The sequence below is a fragment of the Micromonospora chaiyaphumensis genome (genome assembly GCF_900091435.1).
In the GTDB taxonomy this organism is placed as follows: Bacteria; Actinomycetota; Actinomycetes; order Mycobacteriales; family Micromonosporaceae; genus Micromonospora; species Micromonospora chaiyaphumensis.
In genome coordinates, this window is the sequence record NZ_FMCS01000002.1 from 553,608 (window position 1) to 573,293 (window position 19,686).

Genomic DNA, 19,686 nt, shown 5'->3' on the forward strand with positions numbered 1-19,686 from the left:
GCACCGGCGAACCGGCGAACCGGCGGACTCGGCGCAGCGGCGGACTCGGCGCAGCGGCGGACTCGGCGCAGCGGCGGACTCGGCGCAGCGGCGGACTCGGCGCACCGGCCCCAAAACGCCGACGCCATGCATCGGGCGCACGTTGTCAACGGACTGCCGCGATCCATTCACGTCATCAAGTTCCTAGCGGCTGACGAGAGGTCCCAAGCCGAGGCGGCGAGGCCCACCCAACGCCGGCACGCCGTTGCGGGTCCCGGGGGCTGACGGGCCGACAGGCTCGACAGGTCGCCCGTCACACCTGGCGGGGTCGGGGTGGCGGGCACCGGATCGGGCGGGGTTACGGTGGGGGCGTGGCACTCTCTCTGGCGATCTCGCCCTGCCCCAACGACACCTTCGTCTTCGACGCCCTCGTGCACGGCCGGGTGCCCGGCGCGCCGGCCGTCGAGGTGACCTACGCCGACGTGGACGTCACCAACACGGCCGCCGAGCGTGGGGCGTTCGACCTCGTGAAGGTGAGCTACGCGGCGCTGCCGTGGCTACTCGACGACTACCACCTGCTGCCCTGCGGGGGCGCGCTGGGCCGGGGTTGCGGTCCGCTGGTGCTCACCCGCGGCGACCGGACCGACCTGTCCGGCGCGACGGTGGCGGTGCCGGGTGAGCGGACCACGGCGTACCTGCTGTTCCGGCTCTGGGCTGCCGACCAGGCTCCGGCGCGGATCGAGGTCGTGCCGTTCCACGAGATCATGCCGGGGGTGGCGGCCGGGCGGTACGACGCCGGGCTGGTCATCCACGAGGCGCGTTTCACCTACCCGCGGCACGGGTTGACCGCCCTGGTCGACCTGGGCGAGTGGTGGGAGGGCGACACGGGGCTGCCGATCCCGCTCGGCGCGATCCTGGCCCGCAAGGGCGCGGTCGACCCGGTCGAGGCCGCGGCCTGGATCCGCGAGTCGGTGCGGCAGGCGTGGGCCGACCCGGAGGCCAGCCGGGAGTACGTGCTCGCGCACGCGCAGGAGATGGAGCCCGACGTGGTGGATCGGCACATCGGCCTCTACGTCAACGAGTTCACCGCCGACCTGGGAGAGGCCGGCTTCGCCGCCGTGGAGGCGCTGCTGGGCCGGGCCGCCGACGCCGGGCTCGTCCCTCAGACCTCCAGCTCGCGCGCCACCGCGTGGACCAGCTGAGCGATCTTCTGCGCGGTCTTCCGGTCCGGGAAGCGGCCCCGGCGCAGGTCCGGCTGGACCTTCGCCTCCAGCACCTTGATCATGTCTTCGACCAGGCCGTGCAGCTCCTCGGCCGGCCGCCGGCGCAGCTCCGCCACCGAGGGCGGCGCCTCCAGCAGCTTGACCCCCATGGCCTGGGCGCCCCGCCGGCTGTCCACCACGCTGAAATCGACCCGCTGGCCGCCCTTCAGGTCGGCGACACCCGCCGGTAGCGCGCCCTTGGGCAGGAATACGTCGCCACCCTCGTCACTGGTGACGAACCCGTATCCCTTGGCCGCGTCATACCACTTCACTCGACCCGTCGGCACCTGAAACCCCTGCTTCGCTCGGAACCTCTACCCCTCCAAGGCTAGCCCGATGATCCGGTCCAGCGCCCCCGGGAATTCGGTGAGATCATCCAGCACCACGTGCGCTCCGGCGGCGCTCAGCTCATCCCTCGTACAGGGGCCGGTCGCCACTCCCACGCCCGGGATTCCCGCAGCTTGCGCTGCGGCCATGTCGGCCACGTGATCGCCCACGTAGAGGGTGGCGCCGTGCTCCCGCAGCGCGGTCGCCTTCTGCTCGGCGAACAGGTCGCCGGCCAGCTCGTCGACGGCCAGGCCGAGGTGGTCGAGGTGCAGCTTCGCCAGCCGGCCGATCTTGGAGGTCACCACCATGACGCGGCCGCCGCGCGCGTGCACCGCCTTGATCGCGGCCTCCGCGCCGGGCAGCGGCAGACTCGGGGTGATCGCGTACGCCGGGTACAGCTCGCGGTAGGCGAGGACCGCCTCCTCGACCTGCTCGGGCGGGAACCAGTGCGCGATCTCGGTGCGCAGCGGCGGTCCGAGGCGGGAAACCGCCAGCTCGGCGTCGACGGGCACACCGGTCTGCGCGGTCAGCGCCCGGTAGGCGGCCGCGATGCCGGGGCGCGAGTCGACAAGGGTCATGTCGAGGTCGAAGCCGACCATGAGCGAGGGCATGTCGAGAACGTACCCGTCCGAGGGGCGCGACCGGCCCCGGCCGGGCTAGCGTGGAACGACGATGACCACCTCATTCGCCGACCACCTGCGGACCCTTCCCGACGAGTCCCTGGCCGCCCTCCTCCAGCTGCGGCCGGACCTCGTCGTACCGGTGCCGGCAGACGTCTCCGCCCTCGCCATCCGCGCCCAGTCGCGGGTCTCCGTGGCGCGGGCGCTCGACGGGCTGGACCAGTTCACCCTCCAGATCCTGGACGCCGCCCGGCTCACCCGGGATCCGGAGGGCGGCGGCACCGCCACCGAGGCCATCCTGGCCCTGGCCACCTCCGGCCCGCACCCGCCCGCCCCGGCCGCGGTCCGCGGCGCGGTGAACCGGCTCCGCGCGCTCTTCCTCCTGTACGGGCCGGAGCACGACCTGCACGTGGTGGGTGGCGTCGACGAGGTGTCCCCGTACCTCGCGGGTCTGGGCCGGCCGGCCGCGGAGCTGGACCCGCGCGCGGCGGCGGTGTGCACGGACCCGGCGAAGCTGCGGCGGACGCTGCTGGCCGCGCCGCCCTCGGCCCGGGCGATCCTGGACCGGCTCGCCGCCGGGCCGCCGGTCGGCACCGTGCCCCCGGGCGCGCTGGAGGCCCCCGCCACCGGCGAGGAGGACGTCCTCCCGCCCGACCTGGTCAACGGCGGGGCGGCGACCGGCTCCCCGATCCGTTGGCTCGTGGAGCACCGGCTGCTCGTCCGGATGTCGGCCGTCAAGGGCGGCGGCAGCGTCGAACTGCCCCGCGAGGTCGGGCTGCTGCTGCGGCGGGACACCGGCCCGCTCGGCCCGATGCGCACCACCCCGCCCGAGGTGTCGAGCCCGCCGCGGGAGGCCAAGTCCGTCGACTCGGCCGGCGCCGGGCAGACCATGGAGGTGGTCCGGCACACCGAGGCCCTGCTGGAGGCCCTGGCCGCCGAGCCGGCCCCGGTGCTGCGGTCCGGGGGCGTGGGCGTCCGCGACCTGCGCCGGCTGGCCCGCAACCTCGGGCTGGACGACCCGACCACCGCGCTGCTCTTCGAGGTCGCCTACGCGGCCGGGCTGGCCGGCGAGCTGGACCTGACCGGGTCGGTCACCACCCGGTACGGGGGCGACCAGCAGATCCTGCCCACCGGCGGGTACGAGGTGTGGCGGGCCGCCTCACTGGCCCAGCGCTGGGAGCAGCTGGCCCGGGCGTGGCTCATGATGACCCGCCAGGTGGGCCTCGTCGGCCAGCGCGACGACCGGGACCGGCCGATCTCGGTGCTCTCGGCCGAGGCCGAACGGGCCGGCGCGCCGGCCGCCCGGCGGTCCGTGCTCGCCGAGCTGGCCGACCTGCCCCCGGGCACCGCACCGACCCCGGAGGAGGTGCTGGAGCTGCTGGACTGGCGGGCGCCCCGGCGCGCCCGCGGCCGGGAGGCGGCGCACCGCGAGGTGCTGGCCGAGGCGGCCCAGCTCGGGGTGACCGGGCTCGGGGCGCTGACCTCGTACGGGCGGCTGCTGCTGGCCGAGCTGAGCGACGCCGACGAGCGGGCCGCCGACCCGCTCGGGCTGCACTCCGAGGCCGAGTCGGGCGAGCCGTCCACCGCCGTCCGCGCGCTGGACGCGCTGCTGCCCGCACCCGTCGACCACTTCCTCGTGCAGGCCGACCTGACCGTGGTGGTGCCCGGCCCGCCCGACCCGGCGCTCGCCGGCGAGCTGGACGTGGTGGCCGAGCACGAGTCGGCCGGCGGGGCGAGCGTCTACCGGGTCACCACGGCCAGCGTCCGGCGCGCCCTGGACGCCGGCTACTCGGCCGACGACCTGCACGCGCTGTTCCGCCGCCGGTCGCGTACCCCGGTGCCGCAGGGGCTGACCTACCTGGTGGACGACGTGGCGCGCAAGCACGGCGGGCTGCGGGTCGGCTCGGCCGGCGGCTACGTGCGCAGCGACGACGAGGCGCTGCTCACCGAGGTGCAGGCCGACAGGCGGCTGGAGGCGCTGGCCTTCCGCCGGCTGGCGCCGACGGTGCTGATCACCCCGTACCAGGTGAACCGGATGCTGACCGCGCTGCGCGACGCCGGTTACGCGCCGGTCGCCGAGGATGCGGGCGGCGCTGCCGTGCTCGCCCGGCCGAAGACGCGGCGGGCACCGGCCCGGGTGCACGCGGCGGGCCGTACCCTCGACCCGCTCGCGGCGCCGCGGCTGCCGATGCCCCGCCTGCTCGGCGTGGTCGAGCAGATCCGCCGGGGCGACGCGGCGGCCCGCGCGGCGCGGCGCGCCCCGGACGTGGTCCGGGGGACGGCGCGCAAGGGCCCGGGGCCGGCGCACACCCACAGCGACGCCCTGGCAGTGCTTCAGCAGGCGGTACGGGACAAGGCGCTGGTCTGGGTCGGCTACGTCGACGCGCACGGGGCAACCGGGTCCCGGCTGGTCCGGCCGGTCTCGATGGGGGCCGGCTACCTGCGCGCCGAGGACGAGCGCACCGAGATGCTGCACACCTTCGCGCTGCACCGGATCACCGCGGCGGTGCTGGAGGACTAGTCGCCGTTGCGGCGCAGGGTGCCGACCACCGAGACCGCCAGCAGCAGGGCGAACGCGGCACCGGCCGACTCGCCGACCGAGTCGACGAAGCCCTGCCGCTGCACCAGCAACCCGAACAGGAACCAGCCGAAGATGCCGGTGGCGGCGGCCGCGTAGCCGAACAGGGCCGCCGGTGAGACCTCCGGCTGGCGCGCCCGGTCGTCCTCGGGAAGCACGTCGTGGTCGACCGTCATCTGCAGCCCCTCCCCCGCACCGTGGTGGACCCGGCCTCCAGCGTGGCACCGGAGGGGGTCACCCGGACAGGGGATAAAACCCTGAACCGGGCGCGCGGGTCACGGACGGCGGGGTATCAGGTGCCGGGGCGGTGGCCGAAGACGACCACCCGGGTGCCGACCGAGCCCAGCTCCCAGAGGCGTACGGCGTCGCGGTGCAGCAGGTTCACGCAGCCGTGCGAGCCGATCGAGCCGTTGTGCAGGTAGGTCGTCGTCTCGTGGAAGCCGATGCCGCCGTTGAACCGCTGCCAGTAGGGCAGCCACACCTCGTACGGGTTGGACCACTCGCGCATGTTCTTCCCGCCGACCGAGTAGGTGCCGGTCGGGGTGGCGTAGCCCGCCATGCCGGTGCGGGTGACCGTCGGGCCCATGACCACCTTCCCGCCGCGCATGGCCCAGACGGTCTGGTGGGTCAGGTCGACGCAGAAGGTGGTGCGGGAGCCCGCGTTGCAGCGCCCCGTGTCGGTGTTCGCCAGCCGCTTCGCCACGTCGTACGTGGTGGGGCCGGCGCGACCCGTGGCCGGGCTGATGCCGTACCGGAGCTGGAACTTCTTGATCGCGGCGCAGTCGGCGGCCGACTGCTTCCCGTCCACGCTCAGCGTCCCGAAACCGCCCAGCCGGCTCAGATACGTCTCCACGGCCTTCTGCTGCTCCCCCTCCGGGCACCCGGCGGGCTTGGTCGGCTTCGGCGTGGTCGGCTTGGGCGTGGTGCGGCTCGGCTTCGGCGTGGCCGGCCGGCTCGGCGTCGCCGTCGGGGACGCGGCCGGCTGCTCCGGCGTGGGCGGCGCGCTCGCCCCCGATGCCTCCTCCGTCACGCCGACGGGCGCCGGGGCGGCGGCCCCGGTCCCGTCGCCCTGCGGATCGCGCGCGCACGCACCGACGCCGACCAGCACGACCGCTGCCAGGCAGACGGCCCGGACGGCGAACCGGACACGCTTCATGGGCCCTCCCCCTGGACAGTTGTCCCGCTTGCTAGACGTACGGGAGCAGTGTGACGTTGCAGGTCCAGCGAGACTTTTTCCGGACACCTGTCGGCGTGCAACACTGGATGGTCCGCCTTCGGCAGGTCAGCCGCCGTGCGGGCGAGAATTTCCGGCTCTTGGAGAGGACGCTGGCGTGAGCGGTGGACCACTGATCGTGCAGTCGGACAAGACCCTGCTGCTGGAGATCGACCACCCCGACGCCCAGGCGTGCCGGATGGCCATCGCGCCCTTCGCCGAGCTGGAGCGCTCCCCCGAGCACGTGCACACCTACCGGCTCACCCCGCTCGGGCTGTGGAACGCCCGGGCCGCCGGCCACGACGCCGAGGGCGTGGTGGACACGCTGATCAAGTACTCCCGCTACCCGGTGCCGCACGCGCTGCTGGTCGACGTGGCCGAGACGATGGACCGCTACGGCCGGCTCCAGCTCGCCAACGACCCGGCGCACGGCCTGGTGCTCCGCGCCCTGGACCGGGTGGTGCTCGTCGAGGTCGCCAAGAGCAAGAAGCTCGCCGGGATGCTCGGCGCGAAGCTTGACGACGACACCATCCAGGTGCACCCCTCCGAGCGCGGCCGGCTCAAGCAGGCGCTGCTGAAGCTCGGCTGGCCCGCCGAGGACCTGGCCGGCTACGTCGACGGCGAGGCGCACCCCATCGAGCTGGCCGAGGCGGGCAAGGACGGCGGCAAGCCGTGGACGCTGCGGTCGTACCAGCGGGAGGCCGTCGAGGCGTTCTGGGCCGGCGGCTCCGGCGTGGTGGTGCTCCCCTGCGGCGCCGGCAAGACCCTCGTCGGGGCAGCGGCCATGGCCGAGGCCAAAGCGACCACGCTGATCCTGGTGACCAACACGGTCGCCGGCCGGCAGTGGAAGCGCGAGCTGATCGCCCGCACGTCGCTCACCGAGGACGAGATCGGCGAGTACTCGGGCGAGCGCAAGGAGATCCGCCCGGTCACCATCGCCACGTACCAGGTGCTGACCTCCCGCAAGAAGGGCGCCTTCACCCACCTCGACCTGTTCGGCGCCCGCGACTGGGGCCTGGTCGTCTACGACGAGGTGCACCTCCTGCCCGCGCCGATCTTCCGGTTCACCGCGGACCTCCAGGCCCGCCGCCGGCTCGGCCTCACGGCGACTCTGGTACGCGAGGACGGCCGCGAGGGCGACGTGTTCAGCCTGATCGGGCCGAAGCGGTACGACGCGCCGTGGAAGGACATCGAGCAGCAGGGCTGGATCGCCCCGGCCGAGTGCACCGAGGTCCGGGTGACGCTGACCGACGCGGAGCGGATGGCGTACGCGACGGCCGAGGCCGAGGAGCGATACCGGATGGCGGCCACCGCCCGGACGAAGCTGCCTGTGGTTCGGGCGCTCGTAGAGCGGCATCCGGACGAGCAGGTGCTCGTCATCGGCGGGTACATCGACCAGTTGCACCAGCTCGGGGAGTATCTGGACGCGCCGATCGTGCAGGGGTCGACGACCAACAAGGAGCGGGAGCGGTTGTTCGACGCGTTCCGGTCGGGTGAGGTGAAGACGCTGGTCATCTCCAAGGTCGGGAACTTCTCCATTGACCTGCCTGAAGCTGCCGTCGCTATTCAGGTGTCGGGGACCTTCGGGTCGCGGCAGGAGGAGGCGCAGCGGTTGGGGCGGGTGCTGCGGCCGAAGGCGGATGGGCGGCAGGCGCACTTCTACACCGTGGTGTCGCGGGACACGATCGACACGGAGTACGCGGCTCATAGGCAGCGGTTCCTGGCCGAGCAGGGGTACGCATACACCATCGTGGACGCCGACGACGTCCTCGGGCCGAAGCTGCCGAGCGTCGACTAGCACCGGCAACAGCCTCAGTCCGGCCGAACAGCTCTTTCCGCTTCTGCCGCCGAGGAGGCGCTACACGGCCTGTTCCCTCACGACGATGTGAGCCGGCGCGTCGACCTCTTGGTCAATTATCTGAGAGGGACACATCGGAGGCAGACATCCGGCGCACCGAATGTCTAGGATCATGCTGTGGAGCAGCTAGCCGTGAGACCAGGTAGCACAAACACCGCTAGCTGTCTGTCTGGAAGCCGACAGACTGCCTCAGACGCGCTTGCAGGCCAGGCGAAGCCCTCGGGCGAACCGACTGTGGGTCAACCCATGCGGGAAGACCAGTCCGCCCCAGCTGCGGTCAGGCTGAAGGCCGCCCTAGAACAGCGTGAACTGGAATGCCCGGATTACTGGTCACACACCGGAGCGGGAAGGCGGGAGCTGGGCCACGGCCTGTTCGCTTATCCCGCAATGATGGTCCCCCAACTTCAAGGCGCATTGCTCGACGACCTGATGGGTGTCGAGGATGACGTCACAAGTGTGTTCGATCCATTCATGGGTTCGGGCACAGTTCTTCTCGAGGCGCGGTATAGGGGCCTTTCCTTCACCGGTGCCGACATAAATCCACTCGCTGTACTTATCGCCACCGTCAAGTCCCGCAACTACGATGTGGACGCATTAGAGAGCGTCGGCCGTTCGGTCATCAAGGCGGCAAGCAACGCTAAGTCCACGTCGGCTGCGGTCGACTTCCCAGGCATCAACAAGTGGTTCCGCGAGGATGTGATCATCGATCTATCCCGCATTCGGAGGGCCATCACGCAGGCTCAGAGTCGCGATGATCGACAAGCCCTATGGGTGATCCTCGCCGAAACCGTGCGCCTCGTGAGCAACAGCCGGACTTCTACGGTCAAGCTCCATGCATACCCGACCGAATATACACGGGATCGGGTCATCGACGCCCAGTTCACCTACCAAGACGTGTTTGAACGGAACATCAAGCAATTGCGTCGTCAAAACGAATTGCTGCGGGGCCTGGCAGGCAGCCAGGATGTGAAGGCACGATGCCTAGTCCGCGACGCGCGCGCAAGTGCGAATATCATTGCCGGCCGCAAAGCAGATGTCCTGATGACCTCGCCACCGTACGGTGACAACAAAACGACAGTTTCGTATGGGCAGCACAGCTACCTGCCGCTTCAATGGATTGAAGCAACCGACATCCCGGGCTTCGACCCCAGCCTGCTCTCGACTACGTACGCAATCGACAACGAAGCTCTTGGTGGCAGCCTGTCGGGCGCACTCCACTACGCCGACAGCCTAGCCGAACGCTCCAACGCTATCGCTCAGTGCCTTGCGCAACTTCAGGAGCGCACCCGAAATGCGAGGCAGAGATTCCTTGCATTCTTCCACGACCTAGACGCTAGCCTGGACCCCATTACCTCCAATTTAAAGCCGAGGGGCTGGATGTTTTGGACGCTTGGGGAGCGAAAGATCAGCGGCCTTCACATCCCAACAGTGCAGATCGTGCGCGAACTTCTGGAGTCTCGCGGCGCGCAGCATATTGTCACACTTGAACGGAAGATACCCAAGAACAAGAAGCGGATGGCTCTGCGGAATGGGACCGTGGAAACTATTTCCAGAGAGAGTGTTTTAGTCATGCAGAGTTCGCCTCGGGGCGAGCAAACCGAAACGCCCTCCTAGCTAGCGAGTTGCGCCATGAGCGAGATCCATAGAACTAGCATTCTGCGCCAGCAAGTCCAGCTCGGCGTCCACCCATCCGTCGTCTTCAAACTAGGGCAAGATCTGATAACGGATTCCGTGCAAGCACTCATTGAACTTGTCAAGAATTCGTATGATGCGGATGCATCCTATGCCCAGGTTAAGATCGACACGAGCGGGGATGAACATGGACGAACATGCATAGAAATTGCGGATGACGGTACAGGCATGACCTTGGACCAGATCCGCAAAGGATGGCTGACCGTCAGCAATTCAATTAAGCGCCAAATGAAGCTCGATGGCCTGCAGACCGCCAAGAAGAGGACTCCACTGGGCGACAAAGGGCTTGGGCGATTGGGCGCGCAGCGATTGGGGTCGGTCGTTGAGATCAAGACCCGTCCGCGCGTGGAGGACGTTGAGTATGAGGTTGTAATCGAGTGGCCGAAGATCGCCCAGCAGGAAAGCTTGAGTGATCTCACGCTCGAATTGATTACAGAATCTCCCGCTTCCATGAAGCCCGGCACTGTCCTGCGGATTTGGGACCTCTACGAAGTAGAGCAATGGCGCCAAGCCACCACTCAAGCAGCTTCGCCACTGCAGCGCCAGCTATCAACCCTTATCTCACCGTATGGCGAGAAGCGTGATTTCCGGGTGCTGCTGAGCATCGACGGAACGAGGCTCGATCTATACAGCCTGCCTTCGAAGCTCAGAGAGGTCGCGGAGCTCAGGTACTCCCTGGACTACTCTGACCAGAGGCTGCGGGTAGCAGGATCAGTAAGCCTCAGCTTCTTTGCTCCGGGGCCTGGAAGTAAACCACAGGACAAAGAACTATTTCGGCGCCTTTTGCTTGAAGACCAGGGGGAACATTTCTGGCAATGGCTGACCATCAATAGGCTGCCGCGGATTGAAGAGGCGAAGATAATTCCGTCGTCAGTGCGGGGCCGCTTCCTACAGTTCGCGACCGAGATTGATCTAGCAGACGTCGGCGCAACAGTCGCCGACGGTGAGCTGGCAGATCCGGGCCCATTCTCTGGGGAGGTCGACTCGCTTGATCTGGATGAAGATCGGACTGGGGCATTTGACCGGAGGTCTGAGTTCCGCAGCTATGTGCGGTCGCTGCAAGGCATACGCGTATACCGCGACGGATTTGGAGTAGGGGTAGATAGCGACTGGCTAGGACTAGGCAAGCGCTGGACTTCCGGCTCGTCCTACTACAGCCTCAAGCCTGAGAACACCCTGGGTTTTATTGACATCTCTGCCCGCGACAACGCCCAGCTGATCGAAACGACGGACCGCGAGGGCTTCGCCGCTACTCCCCACTATGCAAGCTTCGTCGCACTGCTCAGTGCGTGGGTGAAGTTTACTGAGCGTACCCAGGGATTCCTCAGGCGCAGCTATAACGACTACGTCAACGAGTGGCGAGCCATACAGGTGACCGACTCTGCGGCCCCCTCGCCCGACGAGCTCATCGACCATGTCAAAGCCAGCCTGGAGAAAACCGGGGCGGCCCGGCGTACGCTGCTTGACATTGAGAAGAGCTCCAGCCGGACCGGTAACGCTGCTGAAGTCCTCCGACATGAACTCGACGGCGACCAGCAGTCCTTCGCTTATCTAAGCCTTACGCCCGCAGTCGCAAAGGCAATCGACGAGATTTCGGAAGCTCGCACCAGTTCTGCCAATGCAATCTCGACGCTAAATCAGGCGTTGGTTGATGTAGAGTCTGAGAAGGCGCGACTCGATATTCTCGGCCTGCAGCTCAATCAGTTGCGGGACCAACTTGCGGGAGCGTGGGAGGCGGTTGCTCTAGGCCTGGTAGCTGAGGCGCTTTCACACGAGGTCGCACAGATCGCAGACCGGCTGACGAAGCGCACGTCTAGCATGCGTAAGCGGATTGTAGATTCTGGAGTCCGCGATCCCTCGTTGTTTACATACTTGGAGTATGTATCGTCTTCGGCCGCCGGCTTGCGCCGCCAACTAGCTCATCTGAACCCCGCCCTCCGGTACACGAGGGAAAGGCGTGAGCTAATACGAGTCGGCGAGTTCTGCGAGGACATTGCGGCATACCACCGAGAACGCATGGCCTCCTCGGCCATAAACATTGTCGTCACAAGCCCTGGGCACGACTTCTCCGTCTCAATGAACAAAGGTAAGTTGACGCAGGTTTTCGATAACTTGATCATTAACAGCGAGTATTGGCTTCGGCGCTCCGTTCAATCGGGGGATGTCCTGCACCCTTCCGTTCACATCGAGGTCGACGCACCTAAAGTCAGGGTCTGGGACAACGGCAAGGGCGTTGATCCTGCTGTCGTGATATCCATGTTTGAGCCTTTCGTAACTACGAAACCTGATGGCACTGGTAGAGGGCTTGGGCTGTTCGTCGTTACTCAGCTTCTTGAGCCGGAGAACGCCGGTATCACCTTGCTATCGGACAAAAACGGGCATGGCCGCCGATTCAAGTTCGAGCTGGACCTGGAGGGGCCTCGTGTCTAGCGCTGATGCTGCCACCGCTGAAGCCATCGAGCCGGCAACCGTCGAGGCGGTTGGGCAATTGCTCGATGCGGCTGGGATACGCCGGGTAATTTGCGTTGATGACTGGTACGCCACCGCAGTCGAGGTCGAACCGATCATCGGTGGTCTCGTGGCCGGCGCACTTCCGGCCTCCGAAGTGCTCGATGTTTGGCGCGAGAGTCAAGAGGCCCTTCCGGCAACCGATGACATTGAGGTCATCACTGAAGAGCTGCGCGAAGCGTGGGACAGTTTCGATGAAGCCATCAAACAGAGAATGCATCTCCTTCTGGAGGCTGACCACACTGCCGAGGACGGGTCGACTGAACCACAGGATGCACCTGCACTCGACGAGCTAAGAGACATCATCCCTGTTCAGTATCTCACGCTGAGATTAAGCGATTGGCGTCGCGAGTCATCCAGCCTCCTCAAGGACGGAATTCCAACTCTTCTGCTGCTCGACAGAAACTTCGATAGAGAGTCGCTCGGCCCGGATGCGGGTGAGCGCGAACTTGTGCGGCTGTATCGGGAAGCGCCAGAAACTTGGCGGTTCGGACTCCTCACCCATACCGTCGCGGACGCTGACGGGGAGGTCGAGCTTTGGCGTGACCTGAAGAGCCGGTACGGTGAAGAGGCGACACGTCTCATCGTGATTGCCAAGAATAGGCTTATCGGTCGCCCTTCAGAGTTTCCAAGTATCCTGAAGGTGGCACTACTGAATGCGACCCTAAAGAGGCTATCGGCTGAGATCCGATCAGCAGTACACAGCACCTGGGAATCCGCTTTCCAGCAACTCGAGAAGCTCGACCCTTATGCCCTTCAAAGGGCATTGTCGGGTCGTCGTGCTAGCGAGGGCACGTGGGCTCCTGACACCCTGCTTCGTGTTGCCGTTGCCCTTTGCGAAGACAAGATAAGGGTTGCACTCCACAACAGTGAGCGTGTGCACCAAGATGGCGGGCTTCTCATGCGCATTAACGAAATATCTCTGCCAGTTGAGGCGGAGATAGGGGTTTCGCCCGGTGACGACATTATTCGGGTGCAGAGGCTTGAGTACCTTGATGAGTCATCTCTCGAAGCGCGGCCGACCCTGCCGTTGGAAGCTGGCGACATCTTCAAGGTTTTGCGCGACAGCGACCAAGATCCGACAGATGCGAAGCTTGCAGAGTTTGTCGTTGTAGTCGGTCAGCCCTGTGATCTGATGGTGAGGAGCGACGGTAGGCGCAACGCCGATCGCCTGGTTGCTGTCGCCCCCATCCAACTTGAAGGCTTCAGTAGAAAGAGGCCTCGAGAAGGTCATGTCGGCTACGGCGACGAGCACTGGTTTTCGATCCCGTATCTCGACGTGGAGCGCACCAAAATCGGTAAAGTCCGACTAAACCGTGTATTTCACCTGCCAGCGCACGTCCTTGACCTGAGCGTCGTGAGTGGCGATGGGACTGCTACATGGGTCAAGGGGCGACCAGCACCAACGGCCCTCGTACCGTCGTGGCAAGAGCGTTGGAAGCACTTGGACGCTTGGGTCCACGACTTGCTGACCGAACATCGGCCGCTGCTGGAGGCAGTGTCTGATCCGTTGGCTAGGACCTCACTTCTGAAGGCACTGCTGGGTATAGCCCACATCGACCTAATTTCGGTGAACTTGGACTTCAGCAAGTATGAGCTGCGGTTCGGGCTAAGCAGGGTCGCTAGACTCCGCGATCCATACCGTGGAGCGCTTGTTCTTAGAGCAGCCCAGCGTGAGATGCGCCAGGCGTTCGACTCGTGGCTCATTGATTCGGTCTAGGGCGTGTCCTGCCGATCTTGTACTGGTTGATCGTTGGCTATCTGCCGGTGGTACGTCGTGGTCAGTTGACCGATGAAGCGTAGGCGGTGATCGCGCCGCTGTTGCCTGAGCCCGGGAGTTCTCGGGGCGGTCGCGGGATCACCGGCCGGTCATCAACGGAATCTTGGTGAAGCCGCGGACGGGCACGGCGTGGCGGGACCTGCCGGAACGCTTCGGGCCGTGGAAGACCTGCCACGAACGCCTGCGCTGCTAAACGGCGGACGGCACCTCGGATCGGATCCTGGCCGCGGCCCAGGTCACGACGGCACCCCGGCGGACGATCAGCGTCAATTTGTCGATCGTGCGGGCGCATCAGCATCCCGCTGGCGCCCGAAAAAATCTGGGCTCCCCGACAAGTGCGGCGACGCCTGGTGCGCAAGATGGCGAGGCGATCAACCGATCACGCGGCGGGCTGAGCACCACGATTCATCTCGCGGTCGCTGTCGTGGACGGCCCTTGTCGATCCTGATACTCCCGGCCCGGCCGGCGACAACCCGCAACTATTGGCGCTGCTGGGCGCAATCCGCGTCAACGATCCCGGATCCGGCCGGCCCCGCAAGCGCCCCGACGTGCTGATCGCGGACAGAGGCTACGACGCAACGTGGTGGAGCGCTGCTTTAACCGGCGCAAGCAATGGCGTGATCTGGCCACCCGCTACGCCCAACGCGCATCCCTCTACCGGCCAGCCTTGGACTGGTCGCTGCCATCTGGCGTCCATGATCGACAGGACAGGCGCTAGGCGCTTGGCCGGTCCGGGCACTGTTGATCCACCCGGGAGTCGGAGAGGTGACGCAGCCCACCTGCTGGCCTGCGCGAACGTCCGGATTGCACCCAATGCTAGCCGCGACAGCAGGCTGCCAAATTCTTTCCCGGTAGCCTCTAACGACCGCCTGCCGCACCTCTGGCAACGTTCCGCCGGTCGTGGTCGCAGCGCTGCCCAGGCAGAGCGCAGGGCCGCGCCGACCCGGCCTTAGGGCAGGTCTCGCGACGGGACCAACGGGGCGAGCTAATCCGACGGCGAGAGTCAGCGCCGAGTGGACTCCGCGACGAAGACGCCTCGACCTGGCCGGCCGACCAGCACACCCTGCTCACGCAAAGTCGCGATTGCCCGCTGAATAGTCGAGTGCGAAACGTCGTACGAGTCGGCGAGCACTCGACCAGCGGGCAGCTAGGTACCCGGCGGGTAAGTTCCGTCCTTGATCTTCCTCCGCAGATCGTTGAGCAGTTCATCCATAGTGGGCGGAATAGGCACGTTGCGGCCCCTTGCGGTCGGTTGGCCCACCCAGTATCGATCGATGCCCTCGAAGTAGGCAATGCATCTACTGAAAGAGGTGATGGTGGTGACATAGCTGCTGGTGATGAAGGTTCGGCATAAGAGGATGAAGAGGTACTTGACGTAAGTGATGCTGCATCGGTAGCGTCGCTCTCGGTGATGCGGAGCCGCTGCGGTCGGTTGGCGCCTCTCGTACCGGTCTCGCATCGCCGTCGAGACCTCAACCTCCCGCGCTCCCAGCGCGGCCCTGCCGCCGTACCCGTATCAAGGCCGCAGGGCAGAGCGGCCTCCGCCGACCGCAACCGGCGGAGGCCGCCCCACCACACTTCGACGCACCCCGACGAAGGGCGGTTTCCCATGCGCAACCTGATCCGTCGGCTATCAGGCCGACGCGACGAGAGCCAACCACCGATACAAGCCACCAGAGGCCAACCCCTCCGCCCCTGGCAGATCCGCGAGCGATGCTTCAACGTCCGCCGGCGCGGCCTCGACCCCGTCGAGATCCGTACCTTCCTCCACCAGGTCGCCGACGAACTCACCGTCGCGCAGACCGCGCTGCGGGCCGTCCAAGAGGAGAACGTCCGCATCAAGAACGCCCTGCGCTCCTGGCAGAGCGCCCAATCGGCGAACCACCGCTACCGATGACCGGCCGCTGGGTGATCCACCTCCCCGTCACCGCCCCCGACCTGCACCGCGCCCGCATCTTCGCCCGCACGGCAGCTCGCCTACTGGCCCAACTCAGCGCCCGCGTAGAGCCCGGCGGGGTGACCGTCTCGGAAGAGGACCAGCAGTGCGTACGCCATTGGGTCTTCTGCGACCGCCCACTGCCCGGCAGCGGCCGGTGCGCCCTGCCGGTCGACCACACCTCGCCCTGCGCCCGACGCGCACCCTGGCTCACCCGCCGCTGAGCACGACCGACGCCGCAGCCAGCGCCGGCGGAATGGCGGCCGCCCCACCGGGTACGCGCACTGGAGGCAGGTCGGGAGACGCCCTGCCGCGGAAGCGCCATCTCCGAAGAGAAGAGAGGCACCCGATGAAGGACAGAATTCTCACCCCGATCAAGAGGGCGACAAAGAGCATCCAGGTGCGCCGTAGACGGGGAGACTCCCTGATCACCAAGGCGAAGGCCACCCGGCCCGGCCGGCTCTTCCAGTAAGCCCCGGACCGGCCCGAAGACAAGCACAACCAGCGCGCTCGGCCTCCACGAAGGCCGAGCGCGCCCAAAGGCTACGAACGGCGGCACAGGTAGCGAGCCCGCCGGCCGAAGTCCTGGAACCCGAGCCGCCGGTACAGCTCCGCCGCCGGGTTGTTGTCGTTGACGCAGAGCCACGCCTCCCGCGCCCCGTCCGCCGCCAGACCCCGCAGTGCACCAGCCACCAGATACGCCCCGACCCGCCGCCCCCGCCACCCGGGCACGACACCGACCTGGTCGATCCAGTTGTCGATGACGTTGACGAACCCCACGGCAGCCCCGTCGGGACCACGCGCGATGAGCGACAGATCCGCCCGGTACTCGTCGTCCTCCCCCAACTCACCCAGCCACTCCTCGCGTTGGGCGAGCCGAAGCCGGGCCGGTCGGCGAACGACGCCCAGTAGGTCGAGAACAGCTCCGGGCCGAGCGTCACCGGCTCGGTGGTCACACCGTCGGGACGAGCGACCTCAGGAAGAGAGCGGAGGTCGTGCCGCTGCACCCACTCGGTGAACGTCCGCCCGAAGCCGCGCGCCGTGAACAGCGTGTCCGCGCCCGGGCTCCACGACTCGGTGGTCACCAGCAGGTCGGCGTCACCCGCCTGCTCGCCGGCCCAGCTCACCAACCGCCCGCCGAGACCCCGCCCCCGCCAGTCCGGATGCACCAGGCCGGTGCTGGTGGCCGGCTGCCCGCCGAGGCCGACCCCCACGGCCGCGACCAGGCCGCCGTCGTGCCAGGCGCCGAGGGTACGCGTCTGGAGCAGCCGCGCCCGCAACAACGGGGTACGGGCGAACAGCGGCAACCCACCGTCGACGGCCAGACATGCCTCGGCCAGCCGGGTCAGCTCCCCGAGGTGCTCCTCGCCGAACTCTTTCCAGATGAGCCCGTCCACGCCCCACCCCCGGATGACAGTCGCCGCTGGGCAGTAGGCCCCGCGTCCGGGACCGGTGTCAACCGGATTCGTTGTCGTACTCGCCTGGGAGCATCAGCACATGGCGACCTCGAAGCAGCCGGTGACCGTGCCGACCGACGCCAGCGTCGACGACTTCCTGGCGGCCGTGCCGGACGACCGCCGCCGGGCCGACGCCGAGCGCCTCTGCGCCCTGTTGCGCGAGGTCACCGGCGAGCCGCCGGTCATGTGGGGCCCGAGCATCGTGGGCTTCGGCACCTACCGCTACACCTACGCGGGCGGGCGCACGGGCGACTGGCCGCTGGTGGGCTTCTCGCCGCGCAAGCAGCAGCTCGTCGTCTACCTGGTGGGTGGCTACGAGGAGCGCTATCCGTCGGTGCTGGCCCGGCTCGGCCCGCACAAGACCGGCAAGGGCTGCCTCTACCTGAAGCGGCTTGATGACGTGGACGAGAGCGCCCTGCGCGAGCTTGTCGACCGCACGGTCCGGGTGCACAAGGGCGTCGACCGGGCCAGCCAAGGCTGACCGGAGGCGGGAACGGGTCTGCCACCGCGCGTCCGGGAACGCCTGCGACAGATGTGCCCACCTCCGGCAACAAGCGCCTCAGTTCCAGATAGCCGCGACGGTGGCGCCGTGCACGACGCCGACGGCCCGCCCGGCGCGGGCGGACGCTGCCCGGGTCGCGGGTGACAGCGCGTTGGTGCCGAATGCGTCGACGGACGCCTGGTCGGCGCTGATCACGTGGACGGTGGCCGGGGCGAGGGCGGCGATCTCGGCGTCGAGGTCGCCCCACGGCTGCGGCGTGTCCGCGAGCGCCGGCCGGATGACCAGCACGCGGTCGGCCCCGGCGGCCAGGTCGGCGTTGGTCATGGAGCGCACTCCGCCGTCGACGTAGCGGCGGTCGCCGATCGCGACGGGCGGCCAGATGCCGGGTACGGCGCAGCTCGCGGCGACGGCGTCGCGCAGGGTCACGCCGGACTCGCGGGTGAAGATCACCTCGTCACCGGTCTCGGCGTCGACGGCGGGCAGCAGCAGTTGCCGGTCCGGCCACTCCTTCACGGGGAGCCGGGCGTCGATCGCGGCGAGCCGGAGGGCCGGGTCGACGGTCTGCGCGGCGAGGGCGATCCCGCCGAACCGGCGGCGGGCCTCCTGCGGCCCGGACACGCCGGTCAGCACGGCGGCGTAGTCGGCGAAGAGCTTCTCCGTGTCGACGTCGACCTCGATCTCGGCGGTCTCCGGGCGCAGCTGGGCCGCGTACAGGTCGTCGAGCGGAACGCCGCTGGTGATCTGCGCGGCGACCGCGGAACCGGCGGAGGTGCCCACGATCAGGTCGGCGGCGAGGATCCGGTCGGCGAGGGCGGGATCGGCGTCGGCGAGACCACGGAGGACGCCCAGCTCCCAGGCGATCCCGGCCACGCCGCCACCGGCGAGTACGAGCGCGTTCGTCATGATCACCAGCCTTGCACAGCGCGCGGGCACGGTGGATGCCCGTGATCCGTGACGGACGCCTCAGGGGGTCAGCTCGCGACCTGCAACACCGCGTCCGCGAACGCCTCCGGCGCCTCCTGCGGCAGGTTGTGCCCGATGCCGCCACTCACGGTCCGGTGCTCGTACCGGCCGGAGAAGCGCCCGGCATACACGGACGGGTCGAGGTGGGGCGCGCCGTTGGCGTCGCCTTCGAGAGTGATGGTGGGTACCCCGATGCTCGGGTTCGCGGCCAGCTTCTGCTCGACCTCGTCGTACTGGGGCTCACCGGGGGCGAGGCCGAGGCGCCAGCGGTAGTTGTGGATCACGACGTCGACGTGGTCGGGGTTGTGCAGCGAGGCGACGCTCCGGTTGAACGTCTCGTCGTCGAAGGCCCACTTCGGGGACGCCGTCCGCCAGATCAGTTTGGCGAAGCCGTCGAGATTCTTCGCGTAGCCGTCCCGGCCGCGGTCGGTGGCGAAGTAGAACTGGTACCACCAGGCGAGTTCGGCCGGCGGCGGCAGCGGTGTGCGCCCCGATTCCTGGCTCGCGATCAGGTAGCCGCTCACCGAGACGAGGCCCTGGCAGCGCTCGGGCCACAGCGCCGCGATGATGTCGGCCGTGCGGGCGCCCCAGTCGAACCCTGCGAGCGTCGCCTTCGGCACTCCGAGGGCGTCCAGGAACGCGACGGCGTCCAGGGCCAGGGCCGCCGGCTGGCCGTTGCGCATGGTGTCGTCCGACCGGAACCGCGTCGTGCCGTACCCGCGCAGGTGCGGCACGAGCACCCGGTGACCGGCGGCCACCAGCCGGGGTACGACCTCGGCGAAGCTGTGGATGTCGTACGGCCACCCGTGCAGCAGGAGCACCACCGGCCCGTCCGGTGGGCCGGCGTCGACGTATCCGACGTTCAGCACACCGGCGTCGACCTGCCGCAGGTCCGTGAACGACGCTGCCGATCCGCTGGCGTTCATCCGGCCGCTCCTCGGGCTCGCCTCACCGACGCTTGCACGCTAGAAGCGGACGAGGGCCACTGGCGGCGTTCGCGTGAAGGCGTTC

16 protein-coding genes and 2 pseudogenes are annotated in these 19,686 nt (G+C 67.9%); 10 read left to right on the top strand and 8 right to left on the bottom strand.

Annotated elements, in window-relative coordinates; translation table 11 throughout:
* Positions 1-350 precede the first annotated feature (350 nt).
* The gene (locus GA0070214_RS08450; protein WP_091261034.1) at positions 351-1,181 is read left to right on the top strand and encodes a 1,4-dihydroxy-6-naphtoate synthase; all 831 of its coding nucleotides are present in this window, start codon (positions 351-353) and stop codon (positions 1,179-1,181) included.
* Here GA0070214_RS08450 and GA0070214_RS08455 read toward each other — a convergent pair.
* Both GA0070214_RS08455 and GA0070214_RS08460 read right to left on the bottom strand, forming a co-directional pair.
* Entirely contained in the window at positions 1,142-1,528 is a 387-nt protein-coding gene (locus tag GA0070214_RS08455) for a cold-shock protein (RefSeq protein WP_026267952.1), read from the bottom strand. The two genes, GA0070214_RS08450 and GA0070214_RS08455, sit on opposite strands and share 40 nt — an antisense overlap.
* 27 nt (positions 1,529-1,555) lie before the next feature.
* On the bottom strand, positions 1,556-2,179 hold the full coding sequence (locus GA0070214_RS08460) for an HAD family hydrolase (RefSeq protein ID WP_091261036.1): 624 nt from the start codon (positions 2,177-2,179) through the stop codon (positions 1,556-1,558).
* A gap of 61 nt (positions 2,180-2,240) precedes the next feature.
* Between GA0070214_RS08460 and GA0070214_RS08465 the strand changes: the two genes are divergently transcribed.
* On the top strand, positions 2,241-4,709 hold the full coding sequence (locus GA0070214_RS08465; RefSeq protein WP_091261038.1) for a helicase-associated domain-containing protein: 2,469 nt from the start codon (positions 2,241-2,243) through the stop codon (positions 4,707-4,709).
* On the opposite strand, the gene GA0070214_RS08470 is transcribed toward GA0070214_RS08465, so the two are convergent.
* Both GA0070214_RS08470 and GA0070214_RS08475 read right to left on the bottom strand, forming a co-directional pair.
* Positions 4,706-4,942: a hypothetical protein gene (locus tag GA0070214_RS08470; protein ID WP_091261040.1), complete on the bottom strand. Its 237-nt coding sequence runs from the start codon at positions 4,940-4,942 to the stop codon at positions 4,706-4,708. The genes GA0070214_RS08465 and GA0070214_RS08470 overlap by 4 nt on opposite strands.
* 116 nt (positions 4,943-5,058) lie before the next feature.
* The gene (locus GA0070214_RS08475; RefSeq protein WP_091261042.1) at positions 5,059-5,922 is read right to left on the bottom strand and encodes a L,D-transpeptidase family protein; all 864 of its coding nucleotides are present in this window, start codon (positions 5,920-5,922) and stop codon (positions 5,059-5,061) included.
* Positions 5,923-6,097: 175 nt separating this feature from the next.
* On the opposite strand from GA0070214_RS08475, the gene GA0070214_RS08480 reads away from it, so the two are divergent.
* From GA0070214_RS08480 to GA0070214_RS08500, 5 genes and pseudogenes are all read left to right on the top strand, one after another.
* On the top strand, positions 6,098-7,777 hold the full coding sequence (locus tag GA0070214_RS08480; RefSeq protein ID WP_091261044.1) for a DNA repair helicase XPB: 1,680 nt from the start codon (positions 6,098-6,100) through the stop codon (positions 7,775-7,777).
* Positions 7,778-8,083: 306 nt separating this feature from the next.
* The gene (locus tag GA0070214_RS08485; protein ID WP_139141774.1) at positions 8,084-9,451 is read left to right on the top strand and encodes a TRM11 family methyltransferase; all 1,368 of its coding nucleotides are present in this window, start codon (positions 8,084-8,086) and stop codon (positions 9,449-9,451) included.
* Positions 9,452-9,466: 15 nt separating this feature from the next.
* Positions 9,467-11,959, top strand: a complete 2,493-nt coding sequence (locus GA0070214_RS08490; protein WP_091261048.1) for a sensor histidine kinase — start codon at positions 9,467-9,469, stop codon at positions 11,957-11,959.
* Positions 11,910-13,757, top strand: coding sequence for a hypothetical protein (locus GA0070214_RS31370; RefSeq protein ID WP_139141775.1), 1,848 nt, complete (start codon positions 11,910-11,912; stop codon positions 13,755-13,757). Before GA0070214_RS08490 ends, GA0070214_RS31370 begins: the two co-directional genes overlap by 50 nt.
* Before the next feature lie 86 nt (positions 13,758-13,843).
* Positions 13,844-14,516, top strand: a pseudogene (locus GA0070214_RS08500) (IS5 family transposase).
* Between the two features lie 304 nt (positions 14,517-14,820).
* Here GA0070214_RS08500 and GA0070214_RS08505 read toward each other — a convergent pair.
* Positions 14,821-15,030: pseudogene (locus GA0070214_RS08505) on the bottom strand (winged helix-turn-helix domain-containing protein).
* Positions 15,031-15,426: 396 nt separating this feature from the next.
* Here GA0070214_RS08505 and GA0070214_RS08510 point away from each other — a divergent pair.
* Both GA0070214_RS08510 and GA0070214_RS08515 read left to right on the top strand, forming a co-directional pair.
* Positions 15,427-15,714: a DivIVA domain-containing protein gene (locus GA0070214_RS08510; RefSeq protein WP_091261052.1), complete on the top strand. Its 288-nt coding sequence runs from the start codon at positions 15,427-15,429 to the stop codon at positions 15,712-15,714.
* Positions 15,711-15,977 (top strand): hypothetical protein, encoded by a 267-nt coding sequence (locus tag GA0070214_RS08515; protein WP_091261054.1) that lies wholly within the window; start codon positions 15,711-15,713, stop codon positions 15,975-15,977. Before GA0070214_RS08510 ends, GA0070214_RS08515 begins: the two co-directional genes overlap by 4 nt.
* Before the next feature lie 319 nt (positions 15,978-16,296).
* Here GA0070214_RS08515 and GA0070214_RS32315 read toward each other — a convergent pair whose 3' ends face one another.
* Positions 16,297-16,599: a GNAT family N-acetyltransferase gene (locus GA0070214_RS32315; RefSeq protein ID WP_244167599.1), complete on the bottom strand. Its 303-nt coding sequence runs from the start codon at positions 16,597-16,599 to the stop codon at positions 16,297-16,299.
* 651 nt (positions 16,600-17,250) lie between these two features.
* On the opposite strand from GA0070214_RS32315, the gene GA0070214_RS08525 reads away from it, so the two are divergent.
* Positions 17,251-17,691 carry a DUF1801 domain-containing protein gene (locus GA0070214_RS08525; protein ID WP_091261056.1) on the top strand — a complete coding sequence of 147 codons (441 nt, stop codon included), beginning with the start codon at positions 17,251-17,253 and terminating at the stop codon, positions 17,689-17,691.
* Between the two features lie 78 nt (positions 17,692-17,769).
* Here GA0070214_RS08525 and GA0070214_RS08530 read toward each other — a convergent pair whose 3' ends face one another.
* Both GA0070214_RS08530 and GA0070214_RS08535 read right to left on the bottom strand, forming a co-directional pair.
* Positions 17,770-18,615, bottom strand: a complete 846-nt coding sequence (locus GA0070214_RS08530; RefSeq protein WP_091261482.1) for a patatin-like phospholipase family protein — start codon at positions 18,613-18,615, stop codon at positions 17,770-17,772.
* Positions 18,616-18,683: 68 nt separating this feature from the next.
* Positions 18,684-19,601 carry an alpha/beta fold hydrolase gene (locus tag GA0070214_RS08535; RefSeq protein WP_091261058.1) on the bottom strand — a complete coding sequence of 306 codons (918 nt, stop codon included), beginning with the start codon at positions 19,599-19,601 and terminating at the stop codon, positions 18,684-18,686.
* Positions 19,602-19,686: the final 85 nt, after the last annotated feature.

Coding starts and splice junctions, on each gene's coding strand:
- GA0070214_RS08460 (WP_091261036.1), bottom strand. CDS start 2,179: ATGCCCTCGCTCATGGTCGGCTTCGACCTCGACATGACCCTTGTCGAC.
- GA0070214_RS08465 (WP_091261038.1), top strand. CDS start 2,241: ATGACCACCTCATTCGCCGACCACCTGCGGACCCTTCCCGACGAGTCC.
- GA0070214_RS08470 (WP_091261040.1), bottom strand. CDS start 4,942: ATGACGGTCGACCACGACGTGCTTCCCGAGGACGACCGGGCGCGCCAG.
- GA0070214_RS08475 (WP_091261042.1), bottom strand. CDS start 5,922: ATGAAGCGTGTCCGGTTCGCCGTCCGGGCCGTCTGCCTGGCAGCGGTC.
- GA0070214_RS08485 (WP_139141774.1), top strand. CDS start 8,084: ATGCGGGAAGACCAGTCCGCCCCAGCTGCGGTCAGGCTGAAGGCCGCC.
- GA0070214_RS08490 (WP_091261048.1), top strand. CDS start 9,467: ATGAGCGAGATCCATAGAACTAGCATTCTGCGCCAGCAAGTCCAGCTC.
- GA0070214_RS31370 (WP_139141775.1), top strand. CDS start 11,910: ATGGCCGCCGATTCAAGTTCGAGCTGGACCTGGAGGGGCCTCGTGTCT.
- GA0070214_RS08510 (WP_091261052.1), top strand. CDS start 15,427: ATGCGCAACCTGATCCGTCGGCTATCAGGCCGACGCGACGAGAGCCAA.
- GA0070214_RS08515 (WP_091261054.1), top strand. CDS start 15,711: ATGACCGGCCGCTGGGTGATCCACCTCCCCGTCACCGCCCCCGACCTG.
- GA0070214_RS08525 (WP_091261056.1), top strand. CDS start 17,251: ATGGCGACCTCGAAGCAGCCGGTGACCGTGCCGACCGACGCCAGCGTC.
- GA0070214_RS08530 (WP_091261482.1), bottom strand. CDS start 18,615: ATGACGAACGCGCTCGTACTCGCCGGTGGCGGCGTGGCCGGGATCGCC.
- GA0070214_RS08535 (WP_091261058.1), bottom strand. CDS start 19,601: ATGAACGCCAGCGGATCGGCAGCGTCGTTCACGGACCTGCGGCAGGTC.